This window comes from Pseudomonas sp. FP2338 (assembly GCF_030687515.1).
GTDB lineage: Bacteria > Pseudomonadota > Gammaproteobacteria > Pseudomonadales > Pseudomonadaceae > Aquipseudomonas > Aquipseudomonas salomonii.
Window position 1 is genome coordinate 5,926,799 of sequence record NZ_CP117436.1, and the last position, 22,756, is coordinate 5,949,554.

The 22,756-nt window shown below is 59.9% G+C and carries 19 protein-coding genes; 8 read left to right on the plus strand and 11 right to left on the minus strand.

Annotated features, from left to right (window positions below; translation table 11 throughout):
• Positions 1 to 18: 18 nt before the first annotated feature.
• Positions 19 to 1,272 carry a serine hydroxymethyltransferase gene (gene glyA / locus PSH96_RS26925; RefSeq protein ID WP_305456242.1) on the minus strand — a complete coding sequence of 418 codons (1,254 nt, stop codon included), beginning with the start codon at positions 1,270 to 1,272 and terminating at the stop codon, positions 19 to 21.
• A gap of 318 nt (positions 1,273 to 1,590) precedes the next feature.
• On the opposite strand from glyA, the gene PSH96_RS26930 reads away from it, so the two are divergent.
• A complete protein-coding gene (locus tag PSH96_RS26930; RefSeq protein ID WP_305456244.1) occupies positions 1,591 to 3,789 on the plus strand; it encodes a hypothetical protein in 2,199 nt (732 codons plus the stop codon).
• An 8-nt stretch (positions 3,790 to 3,797) separates the two neighbouring features.
• On the plus strand, positions 3,798 to 4,871 hold the full coding sequence (locus PSH96_RS26935) for an NAD(P)/FAD-dependent oxidoreductase (RefSeq protein ID WP_305456246.1): 1,074 nt from the start codon (positions 3,798 to 3,800) through the stop codon (positions 4,869 to 4,871).
• Here PSH96_RS26935 and PSH96_RS26940 read toward each other — a convergent pair.
• On the minus strand, positions 4,836 to 5,564 hold the full coding sequence (locus PSH96_RS26940) for a TraX family protein (RefSeq protein ID WP_305456248.1): 729 nt from the start codon (positions 5,562 to 5,564) through the stop codon (positions 4,836 to 4,838). The two genes, PSH96_RS26935 and PSH96_RS26940, sit on opposite strands and share 36 nt — an antisense overlap.
• A 90-nt stretch (positions 5,565 to 5,654) precedes the next feature.
• On the opposite strand from PSH96_RS26940, the gene PSH96_RS26945 reads away from it, so the two are divergent.
• Both PSH96_RS26945 and PSH96_RS26950 read left to right on the plus strand, forming a co-directional pair.
• Positions 5,655 to 6,695, plus strand: a complete 1,041-nt coding sequence (locus PSH96_RS26945) for a low specificity L-threonine aldolase (protein WP_305456249.1) — start codon at positions 5,655 to 5,657, stop codon at positions 6,693 to 6,695.
• Positions 6,696 to 6,878: 183 nt separating this feature from the next.
• Positions 6,879 to 7,079, plus strand: a complete 201-nt coding sequence (locus PSH96_RS26950) for a hypothetical protein (protein ID WP_305456252.1) — start codon at positions 6,879 to 6,881, stop codon at positions 7,077 to 7,079.
• Positions 7,080 to 7,257: 178 nt separating this feature from the next.
• Here the strand turns inward: PSH96_RS26950 and gbcB are convergent, their stop codons facing one another.
• On the minus strand, positions 7,258 to 8,358 hold the full coding sequence (gene gbcB, locus PSH96_RS26955) for a glycine-betaine demethylase subunit GbcB (RefSeq protein WP_017139359.1): 1,101 nt from the start codon (positions 8,356 to 8,358) through the stop codon (positions 7,258 to 7,260).
• 283 nt (positions 8,359 to 8,641) lie between these two features.
• On the opposite strand from gbcB, the gene gbcA reads away from it, so the two are divergent.
• Positions 8,642 to 9,937 carry a glycine-betaine demethylase subunit GbcA gene (gene gbcA / locus PSH96_RS26960; protein ID WP_017139360.1) on the plus strand — a complete coding sequence of 432 codons (1,296 nt, stop codon included), beginning with the start codon at positions 8,642 to 8,644 and terminating at the stop codon, positions 9,935 to 9,937.
• 835 nt (positions 9,938 to 10,772) lie between these two features.
• Here gbcA and PSH96_RS26965 read toward each other — a convergent pair.
• The 6 genes from PSH96_RS26965 to PSH96_RS26990 all read right to left on the minus strand — a co-directional run bounded on the left by PSH96_RS26965 (position 10,773) and on the right by PSH96_RS26990 (position 18,701).
• On the minus strand, positions 10,773 to 11,543 hold the full coding sequence (locus PSH96_RS26965; RefSeq protein WP_305456255.1) for an electron transfer flavoprotein subunit beta: 771 nt from the start codon (positions 11,541 to 11,543) through the stop codon (positions 10,773 to 10,775).
• Positions 11,544 to 11,553: 10 nt separating this feature from the next.
• A complete protein-coding gene (locus tag PSH96_RS26970) occupies positions 11,554 to 12,774 on the minus strand; it encodes an electron transfer flavoprotein subunit alpha/FixB family protein (protein ID WP_305456256.1) in 1,221 nt (406 codons plus the stop codon).
• A complete protein-coding gene (gene dgcB / locus PSH96_RS26975; protein WP_305456259.1) occupies positions 12,771 to 14,717 on the minus strand; it encodes a dimethylglycine demethylation protein DgcB in 1,947 nt (648 codons plus the stop codon). The genes PSH96_RS26970 and dgcB overlap by 4 nt, the downstream gene beginning before the upstream one ends.
• Positions 14,718 to 14,902: 185 nt before the next feature.
• On the minus strand, positions 14,903 to 16,963 hold the full coding sequence (dgcA, locus tag PSH96_RS26980) for a dimethylglycine demethylation protein DgcA (RefSeq protein WP_305456261.1): 2,061 nt from the start codon (positions 16,961 to 16,963) through the stop codon (positions 14,903 to 14,905).
• 16 nt (positions 16,964 to 16,979) lie between these two features.
• Positions 16,980 to 17,510, minus strand: a complete 531-nt coding sequence (locus PSH96_RS26985) for a DUF5943 domain-containing protein (protein WP_008033249.1) — start codon at positions 17,508 to 17,510, stop codon at positions 16,980 to 16,982.
• A 213-nt stretch (positions 17,511 to 17,723) separates the two neighbouring features.
• Positions 17,724 to 18,701: a dipeptidase gene (locus PSH96_RS26990; RefSeq protein ID WP_014720245.1), complete on the minus strand. Its 978-nt coding sequence runs from the start codon at positions 18,699 to 18,701 to the stop codon at positions 17,724 to 17,726.
• Between the two features lie 219 nt (positions 18,702 to 18,920).
• On the opposite strand from PSH96_RS26990, the gene PSH96_RS26995 reads away from it, so the two are divergent.
• The 3 genes from PSH96_RS26995 to PSH96_RS27005 all read left to right on the plus strand — a co-directional run bounded on the left by PSH96_RS26995 (position 18,921) and on the right by PSH96_RS27005 (position 20,324).
• A complete protein-coding gene (locus PSH96_RS26995; protein ID WP_056857778.1) occupies positions 18,921 to 19,322 on the plus strand; it encodes a lysozyme inhibitor LprI family protein in 402 nt (133 codons plus the stop codon).
• A gap of 39 nt (positions 19,323 to 19,361) precedes the next feature.
• Positions 19,362 to 19,844, plus strand: coding sequence for a hypothetical protein (locus tag PSH96_RS27000; protein ID WP_305456264.1), 483 nt, complete (start codon positions 19,362 to 19,364; stop codon positions 19,842 to 19,844).
• A gap of 63 nt (positions 19,845 to 19,907) precedes the next feature.
• The gene (locus PSH96_RS27005) at positions 19,908 to 20,324 is read left to right on the plus strand and encodes a DUF3010 family protein (RefSeq protein ID WP_305460179.1); all 417 of its coding nucleotides are present in this window, start codon (positions 19,908 to 19,910) and stop codon (positions 20,322 to 20,324) included.
• A gap of 113 nt (positions 20,325 to 20,437) precedes the next feature.
• Here the strand turns inward: PSH96_RS27005 and PSH96_RS27010 are convergent, their stop codons facing one another.
• Both PSH96_RS27010 and PSH96_RS27015 read right to left on the minus strand, forming a co-directional pair.
• Positions 20,438 to 21,628: an AAA family ATPase gene (locus tag PSH96_RS27010; protein WP_305456266.1), complete on the minus strand. Its 1,191-nt coding sequence runs from the start codon at positions 21,626 to 21,628 to the stop codon at positions 20,438 to 20,440.
• A 68-nt stretch (positions 21,629 to 21,696) separates the two neighbouring features.
• On the minus strand, positions 21,697 to 22,641 hold the full coding sequence (locus tag PSH96_RS27015; RefSeq protein WP_065929451.1) for a GlxA family transcriptional regulator: 945 nt from the start codon (positions 22,639 to 22,641) through the stop codon (positions 21,697 to 21,699).
• Positions 22,642 to 22,756: the final 115 nt, after the last annotated feature.

The following is a 22,756-nucleotide window of genomic DNA, read 5'->3' on the forward strand; positions in this document are numbered from 1 at the left end:
ATTACTCCAAAACCGCGCTCAGCGATAAACCGGGAAATCAGCGCACAGGGCAGACACGTGCTTGGCCACGTTGGCCTCAACATCGGCATCGCCGAGGTTGTCGAGGATGTCGCAGATCCAGCCGGCCAGTTCGACGCATTGCGGCACCTTGAAACCCCGCGTGGTCACCGCCGGGGTGCCGATGCGCAGGCCCGAGGTCACGAACGGCGACTGCGGGTCATTCGGCACGGCGTTCTTGTTGACGGTGATATGGGCGCGGCCGAGGGCGGCGTCCGCCTCTTTGCCGGTGAGGCCCTGGCGAATCAGGCTGACCAGGAACAGGTGGTTATCGGTGCCGCCGGACACCACGTCGTAGCCGCGCTTGATAAACACGTCAGCCATGGCTTGGGCGTTGTCGATGACCTGCTGTTGATAGGCTTTGAAACCTGGCTCCAGCGCTTCCTTGAAGCACACGGCCTTGCCGGCGATAACGTGCATCAGCGGGCCGCCCTGGGCGCCGGGGAACACGGCAGCGTTGAGTTTCTTCTCGATGGCTTCGTTGGCCTTGGCCAGGATCAGGCCGCCACGCGGGCCGCGCAGGGTTTTGTGGGTGGTGGTAGTGACCACATCGGCGTACGGCAGCGGGTTCGGGTACAGGCCAGCGGCAACCAGGCCGGCGACGTGGGCCATGTCGACGAACAGCAGCGCCCCCACTTTGTCGGCGATCTGGCGAAAGCGCGGGAAATCCAGGGTTTTTGAGTAGGCAGAGAAACCGGCGACGATCATTTTCGGCTGGCACTCAACGGCCAGGCGCTCGACTTCGTCGTAATCGATCAGGCCGGTGTCGGTGTTGATGCCGTACTGCACGGCGTTATACAGCTTGCCTGAAGACGACACTTTGGCGCCGTGGGTCAAGTGGCCGCCATGGGCCAGGCTCATACCCAGGAGGGTGTCGCCCGCATTGATCAGCGCCAGGTACACCGCGCTGTTGGCAGACGAGCCGGAGTGCGGCTGCACGTTGGCATAATCGGCGCCGAACAGCTGTTTGGCGCGTTCGATGGCCAGGGCTTCAACCTTGTCTACATGCTCGCAGCCGCCGTAGTAGCGCTTACCTGGGTAGCCTTCGGCGTATTTGTTGGTCAGGCCACTGCCCTGGGCTTCCATGACGCGTTTGCTGGTGTAGTTCTCTGACGCGATCAGCTCGATATGATCTTCCTGACGCTGCTCCTCGGCATTCATCGCCGCCAGCAATGCGTCGTCATACCCTTGGATCTGGTCTTTTTTGCTGAACATCGCGTCTCTCCCAGCCTTTCGTATTGTTGAGGCCCTCGCAGGGCCCTTTGATGCGATGGTAGGGCTGGCGCAGTGAGGTCAAATGCCTACGCACGCCACGCAAAGGTGCGTTTACGACATGGCTTCGCGGGTGGGCGATAAAACACTGAGATGGCTTGGGCCGCCTGAAGATTTAGAAACAGAAACCTGACACTTTAAGCCTCACAAGCCTGAAAACTTGGCTACGCTTGCCAATCAAACAGCGCCAGCTCATGCATTCGACGCATTCACTGTTCAATCCAGAAGATTGAACGCCCTACACCGTCGAGGAACGCTGGCATGGTGCTACTTAACCAAGTGATGGCTATCTGCAAACGCCTGGCCCCCCATGGCTGGCACACTCTGTTGCTTCAGCACGGTCTCGACATCCTGGCGACCAACCTAGAAGCCGAACTGGGTAAAACACTGAAACCAGACCGCACACTGGCGGGCTTTGAAGACTTTGCCCTGGCCGCAACACGTGGCATTGAACCTGGCCAACCCGCACACAGCCTGCTGTACCACGCGCTGGCCCACCCCAACGTGACAAGCGATGCCAAGGGCGGCCCACTCCAGGCGTATCCCACACCGGCAGAACTTGAAACCGTGCTCAACTACGTTTACGCCCGACAGGCGCCCAGCCTTGCGCAACTGAGGGCGCGTGCCAATGGACGGCCCATGGCAGTCGTCGTGTTTGCGCTGGAGTACCGCGCAGCACCGGACACGGTGCACAAGGTTCAGGCCGATTTGTGTTTTTCGCGGACAGGCATAGCAAGGGTGGGCACTGCCGCGGCGTTGTACGACGCTTCAAGCAGAGGTTTCCTGCCGTTTGTAGAAGGTCAAAATCACGCTATCCGGGTTCTGCCGGCGCGCTACAGCGCCTACGTCGCGGTGCAGCTTAAGGGCGACCGTGCCCGTTTTGGCCCTATGCGTTTTGATTCAGACGACGCAGACATGGATTTTTGGGTGCCTGTTCATAAACTGTTCAACGGCAACGAGTGCATTGCGGGCCTCACCGTTGATGTTCGCCTTCAAGCGCTGCACAAAAACGAGAAATTACGCCGCATACACCTGGAGTTGGGGCCAGATGCCGGCTGGGATGAGCCCCATATCAGCCAACCGCCCTTCATCATCACCGATGGCCTGGCAGACTGGCTTCCAGAGCACACTTATGGCACCGGCTTAATGGCCGCTACGCCCCGTGCACGACTGATTGAACCGGCTCAGTATCAAGGCAAACCCTTGACGTTCAATGTGCCCGACGACCCCGACATTTTCATCTCCAGTTTGCGAATTGACAAGGGCGCTTCGGAATACGTGCATATTCGCCATAAAGTCGATGCAGCGGGCAATATCACCAACCTCAATCGCCGATCAGACCTGTTTGCCGAGTTGCAGAAGGGTAACTTCAGGGCTCAGCACTACCTGGACTTTACCGCCGACGGACGCATTCAAGCCCACTGCGCGGCGCTGGACACTGCCATCCCACAACGGGTGCCGGCGTATTCACTGATCTGCGCGCCGGACTTCTATCCTCTTTGCAAGCAGCGACACCTGATCGAATGGCTCGAAAGCCTGGACCCCGATATTCGATACACGGTCTTTCGCGTAGAGCCGGAATGTTTGTCCGATTCGCGATACCCCGCCAATATCCAGTCTTTTCCGGAGTCTTTTTCCAGCAAGGACCACGGCATCACTGCGATTGTGGCCCAGCTCGATTCCTCGCCCAACCGGGCTACGCCGCTGACGCCAATCGTTACGCCTGCACGGTGCGCGTGGTGCCTTCCCGATGCGGGCGCCGGGGTATTCGCGCCAGGCTGGGATGTTGGCCTCGTGACGACTGACCCCGCATTGGGCAGCGTGGTGCACCTGGCAGCCTACAGGCTGGGCAGCCCATTCCCCGAGGATGCCAAGCTCTGCGCAGCGTTGAGCTCATTCTGGCCTGCAGTTGCACCCGACTCAGCGCAAGCCTATCCACCAAACGCCGGGGCGGGACCGACCATAAAACCCATGCTGGATCAGGAGATCGGCAAAAGTGGCGGTTTCCCGTGGGATGGCGTACCCGCTCCCAAAAAATACGTCGCCAATGGCGCACCCCACAGAGCGTACGAAACTTACTTCTATACCGACTACACAGAGAACGCACTGAACGGGAAGTTCTCATTGGCACTCACAGGCAAAATCGACTCACAGGAATATCAGCGGCGAATCGATGCTTTCCGGCGAGTCAAACTGTCATTGGGCGCCACATCTGGAAATTGGTTTATCGACACATTCAGCCTGGCAACGCCCGGTGACTCCAACGTCGTTACGCTGAACACAAACCTGCAAGTTGGCCCCAAGGACATAGGCTACCGAATCGAAGTGTTTCGCTACACGCCGGTTGATTCACCCGCGTTTGACCAAGCGCGTATCAGGCTGACGGAAACCTTTACTTATTTGGTATGGCCGCACGTTATGTTGCGCCAACAGGGTGTCAGACCCTGGCAGCGCGTTTAGGCTTGGCCATGCCCGACAGCGCAGGCCACTATGACGTGATCATAATCGGTGCCGGCCCGGCGGGTTGCTCGGCGGCCATTTCCTGCGCTCAACAGGGCTTGAAGGTGGCACTGATTGAGCGCCTGCCTTTTCCGCGCCACCGCCCGGGCGAAACCCTGCACCCCGGCATAGAGCCGCTGCTTCAGCAACTGGGCGTGGCTGAAAAAATCCGTGGCGATGCCTTCGTCCGGCCTGCGGGCACTTGGGTAAAATGGGACAAGGAACGACACTTTGTGCCTTTCGGGCAAGACCAAAGCGGGCCTTGGCGGGGGTTTCAGGTTCCCCGGGCAACGCTGGACGGGTTGCTGTTGGATCAAGCTGTCGCCTTAGGTGTCCACGTCCTGCAACCCTGCCAGGCAAAGAGCGTGTTGCAGATAAAAGATCGAGTGGTAGGCCTCCAGACGCAGGCCGGGCAACTGTTTTGCAGGCACCTTATTGATGCCAGTGGCGCTCACGGCTGGCTGGCACGCCAATTAAGGCTGACCTCGCATCGCTGCTCACCCACGCTGACAGCCGTGTATGGCTATAAGCGAGGAACAGTCCAGGAGAGCGCCCTCGGCATCTTCGCAGACCCATCGGGCTGGTATTGGACGGCTCACATCGGCCAGCAGCTTTATCACTGGACGCGACTGCGCTTTGTGCACGATAAATCGCCGCAGATAGCGGCTGTTCCGGCCTGTTTTGAACAATTACCCTGTGAAGGAACGATCCGGGGTGCCGATGTCACTTGGTCAATCTGTGACCAGTCGGCGGGTAACGGCTATTTCATCATCGGAGACGCCGCCAGTCGGTTGGACCCGGGCGCCTCTCATGGGGTACTCAAGGCGCTGATGTCCGGCATGATGGCTGCGCAATGTATTGTCGATGAAAGCGTCAACCCAATGCACAGGCAGGCTATTTCACTTCAATATCGCCAATGGCTGCGGGATTGGTTCGAGCGCGACGTACAAAAAATGCGCGACTTCTACGCAGCTCATCCGTTTCCACCTTGTTGGCTCGGGTCGGCGTCAGCCAATGGCCTTTCGAACTCCCCACAAGAGTAAAAAATGTAACGGATACAGCGCGTACGCCCAGCGGCGCATGGCTGGTGGCGAGACGTTTTTGCCGTATCGCAACAAGACCAGACCCGCCAAGGGCGCAATCAGGCAAGCGACCAACCCCATCAGCGCCACAGGCGTGCCGCTATTGAGCAGAACCTGCCATTGGTTGGCGGCCACGCAGACCAAACCCGGCAACACGCTGAAATACCATGGCCGGGTAAACACCAGCAGCATCGCCAACGGCAGCAATACACCGAAAAACCCGAACATCAGCTCACTGGAAAATACCGCGGCTGCAGCCAGGGCAATCAGCGCCAATCCTCGATCAAACAGTGCCTTCTGCTGCCATCCTCGGGCAACCAGCAACCCCAGCGCCAACGTCGGCAAGACGTTCAACGTATCGGCATCCTCGATAAACAGCCGGTAGGGTGCTTCGCTGATCACGCTGAACAACAACAGCCAGCCCAGGTAGCGCCATTGGCCTGTGACGGGCGCGTGCCTGACCCGATGCAGATTCGCCGCAATCGCCAGGCAAAACCACGGGAACGCCAGACGCCCCGGCACATACAGGCCATCCAGGCTCAAACCGACATAGCGCAAGTGGTCCAGCACCATGCTCAGCAACGCCAGCCACTTGAGCAGATCCAGTGCGCCATCGCGGACGCGTCCGACAGCCAACGTGTGTGTACCGTGCATAATTCCCCAGTGACTTTGCATTTACAGTGCGTGCGCACCCGCGACAATCTTGGTTACAGTGCGCACCAACATCGACCACAGGAATGGGCCATGACTGACAAGAGCCAACAATTCGCCAGCGACAACTATTCCGGCATCTGCCCGGAAGCCTGGGCCGCCATGGAACAAGCCAACCAGGGCCATCAACGCGCCTACGGCGATGATGAATGGACCCACCGTGCCGCCGACGGTTTCCGTAATTTGTTCGAAACCGGCTGCGAAGTGTTCTTCGCCTTCAACGGTACCGCAGCCAACTCCCTGGCGCTGTCTTCGCTGTGCCAGAGCTACCATAGCGTGATTTGCTCGGAAACCGCCCACGTCGAAACCGACGAATGCGGCGCGCCGGAGTTTTTCTCCAACGGCTCCAAGCTCCTCACCGCGCGCACCGAAAACGGCAAGCTGACCCCGGAATCGATCCGCGAGATCGCCCTAAAGCGCCAGGACATTCACTACCCCAAGCCGCGCGTGGTCACCCTCACCCAAGCCACGGAAGTGGGCAGCGTGTACACCCCGGAAGAAATCCGCGCCATCAGCGTCACCTGCAAAGAGCTGGGCCTGAACCTGCACATGGACGGCGCGCGCTTCTCCAACGCCTGCGCGTTCCTCGGCTGCTCGCCGGCCGACCTGACCTGGAAAGCCGGTGTGGACGTACTGTGTTTCGGCGGCACCAAAAACGGCATGGCCGTCGGCGAAGCCATCCTGTTCTTCAATCGCAAACTGGCTGAAGACTTCGACTACCGCTGCAAACAGGCCGGCCAGCTGGCCTCGAAAATGCGCTTCCTCTCCGCCCCCTGGGTCGGCCTGCTGGAAAACGACGCCTGGCTCAAACACGCCCGCCACGCCAACCACTGCGCGCAATTGCTCAGCAGCCTGGTGGCGGACATTCCCGGCGTGGACCTGATGTTCCCGGTACAGGCCAACGGCGTGTTCCTGCAACTCTCGGAACCGGCCATCGCGGCGCTGACGGCCAAGGGCTGGCGCTTCTACACCTTCATTGGCAAAGGTGGCGCACGGTTTATGTGCGCGTGGGATACAGAAGAGGAGCGTGTAAGAGAATTAGCCGCAGACATCAGGGAAGTGATGAACGCTTAAGTCTCACGAATACTGGCGCATTGCCGAGACTGTTATTTGGTGTTTCTGACAGCATCACAGTCCACTTTCATCGTCTAGCCTCTTGGAACTCGAAAGGAAAACGCCGCTGCAGCGGCCACCTTTCGGGAACAACTGCCTGCCGAATAATCGGCCGGAAACGGAAATCCAGCAGAGGGTTAGACCATGGAAGTTCAATGCTACAACACTAAAGCGTTGCAGGAAGGTAGTCTTAGCACCACGTTCGTGAGCTGGGATGAGTTCAGGAAACTGGCGAAAGTCGGCGATACCATCAGGGAACCATCAAAAACCCTGGTCATCACCGAAAAAACCTTTGAACTGACAGCATCAGGTGATCAGTTCGCCATACAGATCTACGCACGCTAACTAACCCAACCCGATCGTGCCCACGCTCGCGCGGGCGCGATCAACTGAATGTACACCGACCCAACTGTGGGCGCGGGCTTGCTCGCGAAGGCGATGCATCAGACACCATCATCAGTGACTGACCCTCCGCTTTCGCGAGCAAGCCCGCTCCCACATTGGACTGTGTGCACTTGAGAGGTTAGAACTCGATACGCACGTCGCCCTTCGGCACGCTGCAGCACGACAGGATGTAGCCTTCGGCTTCGTCTTCCTCGGTGATCCCACCGTTGTGGTCCATCTCGACCTCCCCGCCCAGCTTCATGACCTTGCACGTCCCACAAATACCCATGCCACACGCTTTGGGGATCAGCAGGCCAAGCTTGGCCGCGGCCGCGTGTACGGTTTCGCCAGGTGCCACTCGAATGCTTTTGCCGGAGGCGATAAATTCCACCTGGTGCAGGTCCGCCAGGTCGATCTCTGGCGCGTCCGCTGCTTGCTCGGCCTGTTCCACCGCATCGGCGCGGGCTTCCGGCGGCGTGGCGCCAAAGGATTCCTCGTGGTAGCGCGTCATGTCGAAGCCGGCGGCCTCCAGCAGCCGTTTCACCGCGCTCATGTAGGGTGTAGGGCCGCAGCAGAACACTTCGCGCTCGAGGAAGTCCGGCACCATCAATTCCAGCATCTTGTGGTTCAGATAACCGCGATAACCCGCCCAGGGCTCGCCCAGCCCGTGTTTTTCACAGATCAGGTGCAGGCTGAAGTTATCGATCCGCGACGCCATGTGCTCCAGCTCGCGATGGTAAATGATGTCTTTGGGCGAGCGGGCGCTGTGGACAAACGTCATGTCGACATTCGCGTTGGTGTCGTAGAACCAGCGCGCCATGGACATCACCGGCGTGATGCCGACGCCGCCGCTGAGGTACAGCACTTTCGGGCTTGGGAAGTCGATGGCATTGAACAGCCCGACCGGCCCGTGCACCGCCAACTCCTGGCCTTCATGCAGGGTGTCGTGCAGCCAGTTGGAAACCCGCCCGCCCGGCACGCGCTTGATGGTCACCGAGAAGCTGTAGGGCACCGACGGCGAACTGGAGATTGTGTACGAGCGCATGATCGGCTGGCCTTCGATCTCCAGCTCCAGGGTGACGAATTGCCCTGGCTTGAAAAAGAACAAAATCGGCTGGTCGGCCATGAAGCAAAAGGTGCGCACGTCCCAGGTTTCCTGGATGACTTTGACGCAACGGACGATGTGCCGACCATTGGCCCAGGTCTGGGTGGTTACCGGGTTCAGGAAATTGTTGGACATGCTTGCTCTCCACTGCCGATGCTCGGCTTTATGGTGGCGATTCTGCGTAACGCCGGAACCGCCCATTTACCTATCTGCGACATTCACATACTTATCGCGACCAGCCCCCATACCACGGGGCTTGCGCGTCGGGATCAGAGTGGGCCATGTCGCTAATGGACAAGGTTCGGTGCATCGGCGGCCCCACACTCGCTTCCAACAACGACGCTTTCTTTACGCCTTGCTGCAAAACCTGATCAGCCACTTTCGCCGGCCACACAGAATGGCCATGAGGACACACACGATGGACGTCACCGCAACCTTAAGCTTGGGCGATCCGCTGGAACCCGCACGCAAGGCCACCGCGCAAATGCTGCAAGAGCGCGAACGCACTTTTTCGCTGCCGCAGCCGTTCTACTCTGATGAGCGGTTGTTTGATATCGATATGCAGGAGATCTTCCAGAAAGAGTGGCTGATCGCCGGCATGACCTGCGAGATCCCCACAAAGGGCAACTACATCACCCTGCAAATCGGCAAGAACCCGATCATCGTGATCCGTGGCGCCGACGGCGTGGTGCATGCCTTCCACAACGTGTGCCGCCACCGGGGCTCGCGCCTGTGCACCAGCGACAAGGGCAAGGTCGCCAAACTCGTTTGCCACTACCACCAGTGGACCTACGAGCTGGACGGCCGCCTGCTGTTCGCCGGCACCGAGATGGGCGCCGACTTCGACATGAAGCAGTACGGCTTGAAGCCGGTGAACGTGAAAACGGCGGGTGGCTACATCTTCATCAGCCTGGCCGAAAACCCGCCGGCCATCGATGACTTCCTGTCGACGTTGAACCACTACATGGAACCCTACGATATGGAGAACACCAAGGTGGCGATTCAAACCACCTTGTTCGAAAAGGCCAACTGGAAGCTGGTGCTGGAAAACAACCGCGAGTGCTACCACTGCAACGCATCGCACCCGGAACTGCTGAAAACCCTGCTGGAATGGGACGACGTCACCGACCCGCGCGCCGACCAGGCGTTTAAAGATCACGTCGCCGCCTCCGCCGCCGCGTGGGACGCCGAAAAGATTCCCTACGCCCACGCCAGCTTCGGCCTGCGCAACCGCATCGTGCGCATGCCGCTGCTCAAAGGCACCGTGTCGATGACCCTGGACGGCAAACAAGGCTGCGCCAAGCTGATGGGTCGCATCAAAAACCCGGACCTGGGCTCGATGCGCATCCTGCACCTGCCGCATTCGTGGAACCACTGCATGGGCGACCACATCATTGTGTTCACCGTGTGGCCGATCAGCGCTCAGGAAACCATGGTCACCACCAAATGGATCGTGCATAAGGACGCCGTGGAAGGTGTGGACTACGACGTGGAGCGTATGCGCCAAGTCTGGGACGCCACCAATGACCAGGACCGTCGCCTCGCCGAAGAGAACCAGCGCGGGATCAACTCCACCGCTTACCAGCCAGGCCCGTACTCCAAGACCTATGAGTTTGGTGTGGTGAACTTTGTCGATTGGTACAGCGAGCGTTTGTTGAACAACCTCGGCGCGGCGCCAGCGCCTTACCTCAAGGGTGTAGCGGCGCACGAATAACTGACACCCCCACAGATCAAACTGTGGGAGCGGGCTTGCTCGCGAATGCGGTGGTTCAGCAATGAGTGAATTGACTGATAGACCGCCTTCGCGAGCAAGCCCGCTCCCACAGTTGGATTAGTTGACTGTTTAAAAATTGATCACCCCCCTTACAGCCCTTTGCCAATCTACCCTCCAGCCTTCGCCCAACAACTTATCCACAAAGCCACCCACAGCAATTGTGGGCAAGTGTGCTCAACCCTCGAAATTAACTGAAGAAAATCCGTGACTTATTCAAGTCGTGCGGTTTTAGCCACACCTGATCACTTATTGATCAAACCCTTGGAAGCCCCTGAATACGTGGCCTACAGCAGTACGCGAACACCTTATCCACAGAAGCACCAACAGACTTTGGGGGCAACTTCGCAAGCCTTGTGGAAAACCACCTCAAACCTTCATAAATTGGGGCATTCAGGCGTTTCAGCAAGCCAATAAGGCAAATTGATCATATTTTGATCAATCCACTGAAAGCCTTTATTTATAAGGCTTCTAGCCGAGAGCGAACATCTTATCCACAGAAGCGCCAACAGACTTTGGGGGCAAGTTTGTGCCAGGTTCTAAACTTATCCAAGAAAAAACCCAAGCAAAAACCGTCAGTTAGCCTGGTTGTTTTTCGTACAGAGGGCTACAGGGCTTGATCAGCCGGGGGTGTGGACAACCGCGAACAGGTTATCCACAGGCGGATCAACAGGGATTGTGGGTAATCCGGACGATGCACCGCAATAACAGTACGAGGGCGGGCTTTTCTGTGGGAGCTGGCTTGCCTGCTCCCAAACACGCCAGCTTCTGCAGGCAATCAGCGCACCACGCCTTCTTCGATGAGTAGCTTCAGAATCGCTTCCGCGCCAGCCTCAGGGCTAAGACCTTTGAGCACTTGCCCACCGCCACCACTGGCCTTGGCGGTCGCCGCCTTCATCCGATCCGCGCCGCTCTTGGCCTTGATCACCTTGAGGCGCTTGGGCCGGGGCTTGGCCGGTTGCAACACCGCGTCTGTGAATAACTCGTCCGCCTCGATTTCGACCTCATGGGCCGCCAGCTCCCCACGCTGCGCCGGGCCATAGGCGCTTTGCCGTGGCTTGGGCGCGGCGTTATCCACAGTCGCCAGAAACGGCAGGCGCACCTTCAGGCGGCGCCGCTGGCCACGCGGCAAGGCTTGCAGCACATGGGCCACGCCGCCGTCGATAGACTCGACCTGCGCCAGCCCGACAATCAACGGCCAGCCCAATTGCTCGGCCAACAGGAACGGCAACATGCCCGAGCCTTCGCCGGTTTCCGCCTGGCTGCCGGTGAGTACCACGTGGGCGCCGGCCTCGCGCAGATAATCACTGAGCACCGGCAAGGCGTCGCTGCCCGCCGGTTGTTCCAGTACATGCAACTGCGGCAGGCCCATGCCCAGGTAGCTGCGCAACGTCGGCTCGTTAACGTCACCGGCATGCAGCACCTGCAACTTATCCCCAGCCAGCTGCAGGCCCAACTCGACGGCGCGTGCATCCTGCTCCGCACGGCGCGGGCGGCCGGAGGTCGGGTGGGCGCCGATGGACACCAGGCTGATTACATTCGTGGTCATGGTCATTTCCTTAAGCCGCATCGCGCTTGGCGCCGTGGCGGTAGGCCTCGACCGCAGCGATCAAGGCTTGCAGAATCGCGGCGCTTTCGCCGATCACCGACAGGTCGGCACGCTTGATCATGTCGCAGCCAGGGTCGAGGTTGATTGCTACCACCTTGTCGCAGGCACCGATGCCTTGCAGGTGCTGGATCGCTCCGGAAATGCCCACGGCCACGTACACCCGTGCGGTGACCCAGGTGCCGCTGGCGCCGACCTGGCGATCACGCGCCATAAACCCATCGTCCACTGCCACCCGTGACGCGCCTTCGGTAGCGCCCAAGGCGGCGGCGGTCTGGTGGAACAATGCCCAATCCTTGACGCCATTGCCGCCAGAGAAAATAAACTCCGCCTCGGCCATCGGAATCGCCCCGGGGTCCACCGCCACTGCACCGAGATCCTCGATACGCGGCAGGCTGCGCGCCAGCGCTGTGGATAACTCCACGGGCAAGGCTTCGTGACGGGTTTCGCTGACTGGCTCGGCGCATTCCACCGCTGCCAGAATCAGGCGCGGCAGTGGACGGGCCAAATCCTCCTGGCCCGCACCGGCGCGGCCGATGCACTCTTCGCCCTTGATCTGCCACACGCGTGTGGCTGGGCGCTCCTTGAGGCTCGCGGCAAAACGCCGGCCCAATTCGCCGCCGCCACTGCGGCTGTCGGGCAGCAACCAGTGGCGCGGGTTGAACTGGTTATCCACAGCCCGCAAGCCCTGGATGCGTTGCTCCGGTGAATAACCCTCGAATGCTTGGCCTTCCAACACCAGCAGGCGATCGACGCCCGCCGTGGCAAAAGTACTTTCTTTGTGCTCGCCAAACACCACCGCCAGCACTGCACCGTCGCTGCCGGCAAGTTGCCGGGCCAGGCCGAGCAAGTCGCGGTCATGGCTGCTCAGGCGGCCACCAACCATGTCCGGCACCACGTTGATGTAGAACGCCGGCGCTGTTACCTGGTGCAGCGGCAACTGCACTTCCACCGCCGCCGTGCGCTTGGCCGCGCCGCCCTGCTGGGCGCCGCTGCGGTCGATACGCTTGATGCCGTTGGGGCCGATAAACCCCACGCCATGTACATTTTTGCGGATGACGCCGTTCGGCCCCATCCAGCTGTGTTGCAGCGGCTGCATGGCTGCGTGCAACGGGTGCAGGCGGTTACGGGCGATCCATTCGGCCCGTGGGTCGCGGCGGATAATGTCGCTCATAAGTGCACCTGCGCAGGTTGACGCTTGATGGGGGCCTTGGCCGGTGTGGCGTCTTCAAGCAATGCGTCGGCCACCAATTCAGCGATGTCCTTGATCAGTGGCCGTGGCTCGACTACACCCTCAAGCATTGCGGTGCATTGTGGACAACCCACGGCCACCAGCTCGGCGCCGGTTTCGCGGATGTCGTCCATGCGCATATCCGGGATCCGCTGCTTGCCGGGGATATCGGTGATCGGCGCGCCGCCACCGCCGCCGCAGCAGCGCGATCGGAAGCCCGAGCGTTGCATTTCCTTGACCTCGATACCCAACGCCCGCAGCACTTGGCGCGGCGCCTCGTATTCGCCGTTGTAGCGGCCCAGGTAACAAGGGTCGTGGTAGGTCACGCTGTTGCCCTTGTGCTGGCCCAGGTTCAGCGCGCCCTCGCCGATCAGTTCGGCCATGAAGGTGCTGTGGTGCTGTACGACATAATTACCGTTGAAGGCGCCGTATTCGTTTTTCAGCACGTGAAAGCTGTGCGGGTCGCAGGTGACGATACGCTTGAAGCTGTACTTTTCCAGTGTGCGGATATTGCGCGTGGCCAACAGTTGGAAAGTGGCTTCGTCGCCCAGACGCCGCGCCACATCACCGCTGTCGCGTTCTTCGAGGCCGAGCACGGCAAAGTCGACTTTGGCCGCTTTGAGCACTTTGACGAACGCGCGCAAGGTGCGTTGGTTGCGCATGTCGAACGCGCCGTCACCGACCCAGAACAGCACGTCGCAGCTGGCTTTTTCGCTGAGCAACGGCAGGTTCAGGTCAGCTGCCCAGTTGAGGCGACCGCCCGGTGCGAAACCGCCGGGGTTGTCGGTGGCAATCAGGTTTTCCAGAACTTCGGCGCCCTTGTTCGGCGTGGCGCCTTTTTCCAGGGTGAGATGGCGGCGCATGTCGACGATGGCGTCGACGTGCTCGATCATCATCGGGCACTCTTCCACGCAGGCGCGGCAGGTGGTGCACGACCACAGGGTTTCGGCGTCGACCAGGCCATTGACGATAGGCTGGTGCGGGTTGCCGCCGTGTTCGCCGATTGGCTTGCCTGGGTACGGGCTGCCGGCGAACTTGGCATCGGTGCCACCGGCCAGGCCAACGACCATGTCCTGAATGAGTTTTTTCGGGTTCAGCGGCTGGCCGGCAGCGAACGCCGGGCACGCGGCTTCGCACTTGCCGCATTGCACGCAGGCGTCGAAGCCGAGCAGTTGGTTCCAGGTAAAATCCTTGGGTTTTTCCACGCCCAATGGCGCGGTTTTATCGCTGAGGTCGAGCGGCTTCAAACCGGTGGAGCGGCCGCCGCCAAAACGCTCGGCGCGGCGGTGCCAGGCCAGGTGCAGGGCACCGGCGAAGGCGTGTTTCATCGGCCCGCCCCAGGTCATGCCGAAGAACATTTCGCTCACGCCCCACAGCACGCCCAGGCTCAAGAACGCGGCGAGCAGCCAGCCGCCAAAGTCGGCGGGCAGAATCCCGGCCACCGGCAAGGTCACCAGAAAGAAGCTGACCGAGAACGCCATCAGGCTTTTCGGCAGGCGCATCCACGGGCCTTTCGACAGACGCGCGGGTGGGTTACGCCGACGCAGGTAGACGAAGGTGGCGCCGACGAACATCAGCACCGAGGCCAGCAGCAAGGCATAGCCGAGGATACGGTTATGCAGGCCAAAACCATGCACCAAAATAGCCAGCAGCGCCGACAGCACAAAGCCCAGGGCGGTGGCGACGTGGGTGTTGGCGATGTATTTGTCGCGCGCGACCACGTGGTGCAGGTCAACCATGTAGCGCTTGGGCATGGCCAGCAGGCCGCCGAGCAGGTCGACCTTGGACGCGCGGCCACGGCGCCACATGTTGACCCGGCGCAGGGCGCCGAGGGCGGCGAGGCCCACGGCTGCAAACAAGAGAATAGGAAGCAAGGTGTTCAACATGGTGAAGCTCCCAAAGACCACACGGGTCCTGTATGAAAACCGGATCAATGTGGGAGCTGGCTTGCCTGCGATGGCATCAGCGCGGTCTTCCTCAAGACCGCGTCGCCTGTATCGCGGGCAAGCCCGGCTCCCACAGAAAAGCTGGCCCCCCCATTGATCGGTTTCCACATTGGTTCGGTGCTGGTTTAGAAATCCTTGCACAAGCGCAGGGCGTCATAGATCGCGGCGTGGGTATTACGCTGCGCCACACAGTCACCGATGCGGAACAGCAAGTAGCCGTCACCCGCTTCGCTCAAGCACGGCTGCGGCTTGATCGCGAACAAGGCTTCGACGTCGATCTGGCCCTTGTTGCGCGAACCGTCCTTGAGCCCGTAGTAAATGGCCTCGTCCGGGCGCACACCGTTCTCGACCACCACCTGGTCAACCACGCGCTCTTCCTTGGCGCCGGTGTATTCGTTCTCCAGCACCGCCACCAGCTTGTCGCCCTCGCGGTAGACCTTTTCCAGCATCATGTCGCCGGTCATGATCACTTCTTTGGGGTACATGCTGCGGTAGTAAGTCGGGAACGACGTACCGCCAATCGCCACGCCAGGCTTGATGTCGTCGGTGACGATTTCCACCTGGCTGCCTTTGTCGGCCAGGAAGTCGGCCACCGACATGCCGGTGAACTCGCAGATGGTGTCGTACACCAACACGTTCTTGCCCGGCGCGACTTTGCCGTCGAGCACGTCCCAACTGCTCACCACCAAACCTTCAGCGGCGCCCCAGTGTTCGTTCTGCTCGATAAACGGATGCCCGCCGACGGCCAGCACCACAATGTCAGGGCGCAGGTCCAGGATGGTTTCGGCATCCGCCGCCACGCCCAGGCGCAGGTCGACCTTCAAGCGTGCCAACTCCAGCTGGAACCAGCGGGTGATGCCGGCGATCTGGTCACGCTGCGGGGCTTTGGAGGCCGTGGTGATTTGCCCGCCGATAAACTCTTTCTTCTCGAACAGGGTCACGTCGTGGCCACGTTCGGCCGCGACCCGCGCCGCTTCCATGCCGGCCGGGCCGGCACCCACCACCACGACTTTGCGTTTGACCCCGGTGGATTTCTCGATGATGTGCGGCACGCCCATGTATTCACGGGAGGTCGCGGCGTTCTGGATGCACAACACATCCAGGCCCTGGTATTGGCGGTCGATGCAGTAGTTGGCGCCGACGCATTGTTTGATCTGGTCGATCTGGCCCATCTTGATCTTGGCGATCAAGTGCGGGTCGGCGATGTGCGCACGGGTCATGCCGACCATGTCCACATAGCCGCCTTCCAGAATGCGCGTGGCCTGGTTCGGGTCCTTGATGTTCTGTGCGTGCAGCACTGGAACCTTGACCACTTCCTTGATACCGGCCGCCAGGTGCAGGAACGGCTCCGGCGGGTAGCTCATGTTGGGGATCACGTTGGCCAGGGTGTTGTGGGTGTCACAACCCGAGCCCACCACGCCGATAAAATCGAGCATGCCGGTGTCGTCGTAATACTTGGCGATCTGCTTCATGTCCTCGTGGGACAAGCCGTCCGGGTGGAACTCGTCGCCACACAGGCGCATGCCCACGCAGAAGTCGTCACCGACCTCGGCGCGCACGGCTTTGAGCACTTCCAGGCCGAACTTCATGCGGCCCTCGAAAGTGCCGCCCCATTCGTCGGTACGCTTGTTGACCCGTGGGCTCCAGAACTGGTCGATCATGTGCTGGTGCACCGCAGACAGTTCCACACCGTCCAGGCCACCGGCCTTGGCGCGCTTGGCGGCGCTGGCGTAGTTGCCGATCACGCGCCAGATTTCTTCCGGCTCGATGGTCTTGCAGGTAGCACGGTGCACCGGCTCACGCACGCCGGACGGCGACATCAGGGTTGGCCAGTTAAAGCCGTCCCAGCGCGAGCGACGGCCCATGTGGGTAATCTGGATCATGATCTTGGCGCCATGCTTGTGCATGGCGTCGGCCAGGTTCTGGAAGTGCGGGATGATGCGGTCGGTGGACAGGTTCACCGAGCTCCACCACTCCTGCGGGCTGTCGATGGCCACCACCGAGGAGCCGCCACAAATCGCCAGGCCGATACCGCCCTTGGCTTTCTCTTCGTAGTACTTCACATAGCGGTCGGTGGTCATGCCGCCGTCGGTGGCATACACCTCGGCGTGGGCGGTACTGAGCACGCGGTTGCGGATAGTCAGTTTGCCGATCTGGATCGGCGCAAACATTGCTTCGAAAGCCATGGCACGGTTCCTCGACTTACAACGGCTTGACGGTGAACAGGCCGTCGTCATGGCCCTCTTCGGAGCCTCCGTAAACTTGCTCGGCTACGGTGCGAATCTTGCTGCCGCGCGCTTGCAGAATCTGGTCCATGGCACCGGCAAACCAGCCGGTGAACATGTAGTCCACTTTGCGCCCGACCTTGCCGTACACGTAGACAAACGCCGAGTGTTCGAGCTTGACGCTGGCGGTGCCTTTGTCGAGGTCGATGTCCTGGATCTTGAACAGGCCCCAGCCGCGTTGCGACAGGCGCTTCATGTAGTGTTCGAACACTGCAACGCCTTCCAGGCCGTGGCATTCAGCTTCTTTTTCGCACCAGTGCCAGGCAGATTTGTAGCCGGCCTTGTAGAGGATCTCGGCGTAGGCGTCGGCGCCCAGCACTTCTTCGATGCCCATGTGGTTGTTGACGAAGAAATGCCGTGGCACATACAGCATCGGCAGGGCGTCGGAGGTCCAGACACCGGTTTCGCTGTCGACTTCGATAGGCAATTGCGGGGCGATTTTGGCCATGGAAACTTAACTCCAGAAAATTCGGTTTCAGTGCTTAGCAAAGCTTTTGCTTTGCTCTTATAAACAAGCCGTGTGAATGACTTTGGAGCCGTAGCGAGCACGTCGAGAGCAAGCAAGGACCGGAGCGACAAGCGAGACAGTACGGTACGTACGGCGAGCTTGGCGCGAGGACCTGACGCAGCTATCGGCGAGCGGAGTAGGCTCCAGAGTTATTCATTCGCCCCAGACGTCTTTCAGGACATTGACCCAGTTCTCGCCCATGATCTTGCGCACCACGCGCTCGCTATGGCCGCGTTTGAGCAGGGTCTCGGTGAGGTTGGGGAACTCGCCCACGGTGCGGATGCCCAGCGGGTTGATGATCTTGCCGAAGCTGGTCAGGCGGCGGGCGTAACCCTTGTCATGGGTCAGCATCTCGAAGAAATCCTGGCCATGGCCCTGGGTGAAGTCGGTGCCGATGCCGATCGCGTCTTCGCCGACGATGTTCATGGTGTATTCGATGGCTTCGGCGTAGTCGTCGATAGTCGAATCGATGCCCTTGGCCAGGAACGGCGCGAACATGGTCACGCCGACAAAACCGCCATGGTCGGCGATGAACTTGAGTTCTTCATCGGACTTGTTGCGCGGGTGCTCTTTAAGGCCTGACGGCAGGCAGTGGGAGTAGCACACCGGCTTTTTCGATTCGAGGATGACTTCTTCGCTGGTCTTGGAACCGACGTGGGACAGGTCGCACATGATGCCGACACGGTTCATCTCGCCGACGATTTCACGACCAAAGCCCGACAGGCCGCCGTCGCGCTCGTAGCAACCGGTGCCGACCAGGTTCTGGGTGTTGTAGCACATCTGCACCACACCCACGCCGAGCTGCTTGAAGATCTCGACGTAGCCCAGCTGGTCCTCAAACGCATGGGCGTTCTGGAAGCCGAAGATGATGCCGGTCTTGCCCTGCTCTTTTGCACGGCGAATGTCGGCGGTGGTTTTCACCGGGATCACCAGGTCGCTGTTTTCACGGATTAGAGTCTGGCTGGCAACGATGTTGTTGATCGTGGCCTGGAAGCCTTCCCACACCGACACCGTACAGTTGGCGGCGGTGAGGCCACCTTTGCGCATGTCTTCGAACAGGTCGCGGTTCCACTTGGCAATAATCAGACCGTCGATAACGATGCTGTCGGCGTGCAACTCGGCTGGGCTCATCAGGCGTCCCCTTATTGGCGATTCATGCGCCGAATCGTCTGCCGGCGCTTTGGGGCCAGCATATGCCCAGGGGCAACCTGAGCCGGGTGCAAAAACGACAGGGGAATTGCCGAAAGCGTCAATCAGCGACAAAGGCCTACATGACATCGCTGACGGGTGGCTGTTCTTTGTCCCACGCTTGAGCCAGAATTTGCTCATCACCTGATATGAGACGGCGCAATGAAATCGATTTTCCTGGCTTTGGCACTCATCGCAACCGGCGTCCACGCCGCCGAAGACACTGACAACACGCCTTGCGATGGCATCGAAAACGACAAACAAACCCTGGAATGCGCCACCTATAACAAAACCACCGCCGAGCAATTGCTCAAGGATAACTATCAGGGCTTGCTCGAACGCATGGGTTCGACCTATGGCAGCAACAAATCGCAACTGGCCGACATTACCGCTCGTCTGAAGGATGCCCAGCAGAAGTGGGAAAAACTTCGCGATGCCGATTGCGCGGTGGACACCTTCCCGGCGGTGAATGGCAGCAAGGACTACGCGATTCAACAGAATGACTGCCTGGCGCGGATGAGTGATGAGCGGTCGGAGTTTTTGGAGTCGATCGGGCAGGAATAAGCCGGATCAATCGCAAAGCGCCCTTGAAAAGGAATTCACATGTACTACCCACGCGAAGCGCAGCGGGACTTTCTGTTCACGCGCGCCGTCATGCTGTTTGTCGCCACGTTGGTGTTGGCCCTGATGCTGTTTCTTTCCAAAGATCGGGGAGCACCCTACGCCCTGATCAAGGCGTCCCCCGTGGAGACGACCGGGCAGGTGACTCAACTGGAAAGCTTTGGTAACTGGGGCACCATCACCAACGTGTATTACAGCTTCAAGCACGACGAACACGATCAAGACGGTATGGCCACCACCAGCGGCTACGCCGGCGGCCCTGTGTACGAAGTCGGTAGCCCGGTGCAAGTGGTGTACTCGAAATGGTTTCCAAGCGTTCACAACCTCAAGGCCAATTTCAACAGTGGTAGGTGGAACTTCTACATAATGAGCGCCAGTGCCGCGCTGATAGTGTTATATCAGGCCCTGATGTTCTGGACGTTGTTCAGAATCTATCGGCACAAAGAAGAGGATCGACAGTACTGATCTGATTTCGCAGGTGCATCCAAAGGCATGCCTGCGCCACTTTACGCTTACCAAGGCCATTTCATGACTATCTGCGGCATCGAAATCAAAGGCAGCGAAGCCATCATCGCTGTCGCCTCCCTGGACAACCAGGCGCTGACCCATGTGGCCCTGGCCACCAAGAAAATCGCCCTTGATGATGACGATGAAGCGGCCAACGTCAAAGCCTTCGCCGCCCAGGTGAAGGCCTTTGTGCAGGCCAACGCCATCACCCGCATCGCGATCAAAAAACGCAGCAAGAAAGGCGAATTCGCCGGTGGCCCGACCACGTTCAAGATTGAAGGGGTGTTTCAGTTGCTGGACGGGGTTGAGGTGACATTGCTGTCGCCGCAGACCATCAATGCGCAGAACAAGAAGCACGACTTTGCCCTGCCGGCGACGCTGAACAAATATCAGCATGAGGCCTTCAAGGCAGCGTGTTCGGCGCTGGTCAAAAAATAAGCCACACCACCAATCCCCTGTGGGAGCTGGCTTGCCAGCGATGGCGGTCTGCCAGATATCGCTGTACTGCCTGATCTGCCGCTATCGCCGGCAAGCCAGCTCCCACAGTTGATTCATGGTGTCTTTGAGTTCGGTGTACGGCGCTTGTGCAGCAGCCAATCGCCAAAGGATTTGTCCTCAAGGGCATACCCGCCGCGACTCGACTTCCACACCAACTCTTTGTCACGCAAGGCATCGATACAGGCCTGAATGGTCTGGGTGCCCGGCACCACGTCGCTGCCCATGTCCTCCAGTGCCTTGCTGACCGCCGTGAGTGTGCTATCGGTAAACGGCGCAAAAGGCTCGTTGTTCTGCGAGCGCTCCACCATCACCGCCAACACAGCACGCTGGGGAACGGTGAGGTTGTTCCACGCGCTTTCAAATTCGGTCCACACGCCGGCACGCAACAGTTCGGCGCGGCTGTGCAGCAGCTGGCCCAGGTTGCTCGCCTCGCCCAACTCCAGCGCCACTTCGCCGATGATGGTACGCAGCATCTCCGGGCGACGGCCGACCAGTTCGAAGGCTTCGTCGATATCCGCAGCGTTGAACTGATTGGTACTGGCCAAATGCGCGTTGAGGTGCACGGTGTAGGCCTGAGTGAACTCTTTGCCGAGCAAGGGAAAGGGGGTGATGCTGGAGCCGAAGAACGGCTGGCTTTTACCGAGGACCAAATGCGCGAGCTTGTCGCGATTGGAGCCAGTGAACACCAGGCGCAAGCCACTGCCCTCCTCGTCACGGCCTTGGTTGAGCTGATCTCGGGCAGCTTTCAACGCGAACATCGCGTTGATGCCGGACTCGGTGGTCAGTGCGTGCTGCGCTTCATCAATCACCAGCACGACGGGCTTTTCGGCAGCGCTGTGGAGCAACTCCAACGCTTGAGTCAGCGTCGCGCCAACCGGCAATTGTGGCTTGCTGAAGTCCCAGGAAAGGGTACGCAGGAAGCTTAGCTTCTCGATTCCAATGTTCTTGGCCAGCTTGCGAATACCCTTTTCATAGGGCACCAGAGCCGCGGCAATAGCGCTGGCGATCAACTCCGCCGGATCTTTCTCTTTGTCAGCCCAGAGATCCACGTAAACCGCCAGCCAACCCCGCAGTTGACACTCCGGGATCAGGTCTTCGCGCAAAAAGGTACTTTTGCCGGTGCGACGCGGCGCAGCGAGAAACAGGCCAGAGGTAAAATCCTGAATACCGGCCCCCACCAAACCATCGGCAATGCTGCTTGCCAGGGCGGGGCGGCGGAATACGAAGCCGCTGTTCTTCGACATGGTTTTATACTCAATTATGGAAAGGACTATAAATTATAGTAACGAGTATAATTGACTATAATTGCCCGTCAAACCACCTCCCGTCGCCGGTCCTCTCTCGGGCACTTGGCAAACCGCGCCCTGTAGCTGCGGGTGAAGTACGACGGTGACTCAAACCCGCACGCAATACTCACTTCCAGCACGCTCATGTCGCTTTGGCGCAATAGCTGCCGGGCTTTTTCCAGGCGCAGGCCGAGGTAGAAGTTGCTCGGCGTGTCGTTCAGGTGCAGACGGAACAGGCGCTCCAGCTGGCGCCGCGTGACCTTGATCGCCTCGGCCAACGCCAACGTGCTCAGCGGCGGCTCGCTGTGCTGTTCCATCTCACCGATCACCTGCACCAGCTTCTTGTTGTTGATGCCGTAACGCGTGGCGATCTGCATGCGCTGGTGGTCTTTGCGCGGGCGGATGCGCCCGAGCACGAATTGCTCGGACACCTGAATCGCCAGGTCGGGGCCGTGGGCCTGGGCGATCAGGTCGAGCATCAGGTCGATGGAGGCGGTGCCACCGGCGCAGGTGATGCGCCGGCGGTCAATTTCGAACAGCTCCTGGGTCACCGTGAGCTGTGGATAGGATTCCTTGAACGCGTCGATGGCTTCCCAGTGCAGGGTCAGGCGGTGGCCGTCGAGCAACCCGGCTTCTGCGAGCACACAGGCGCCGGTGTCGATGGCGCCGAGGGTCACGCCATCGTGGTCAAGGCGACGCAGCCAGTGTTCCAGTGCGGGCGTAGTGAACTTCAAGGGTTCGAAGCCTGCGACCACCATCAGCGTCGCGCCTTTTTTCAGCGGTTCCAGCGCGGCGTCGGCGTTCACCGACATGCCATTGCTCGCCAGCACCGCGCCGCCATCGGCACTCAACACGTGCCAGCGGTACAACTCGCCGCGAAAGCGGTTGGCCACGCGCAGCGGTTCCAGCGCGGAAATAAAGCCGATGGCCGAGAAACCCGGCATCAGCAGAAAGTAGAAATCCTGGGACATGGTGGCGCTCTCGTAGGACGGGCAGCGTGCTCACTGTGATACGCCAGTTCAACCGGCCATTCAAGAGCACAGGTCGCTGCAGTGCAAGAGCTGGTCGCCGCCGTGCGCTTTGCCT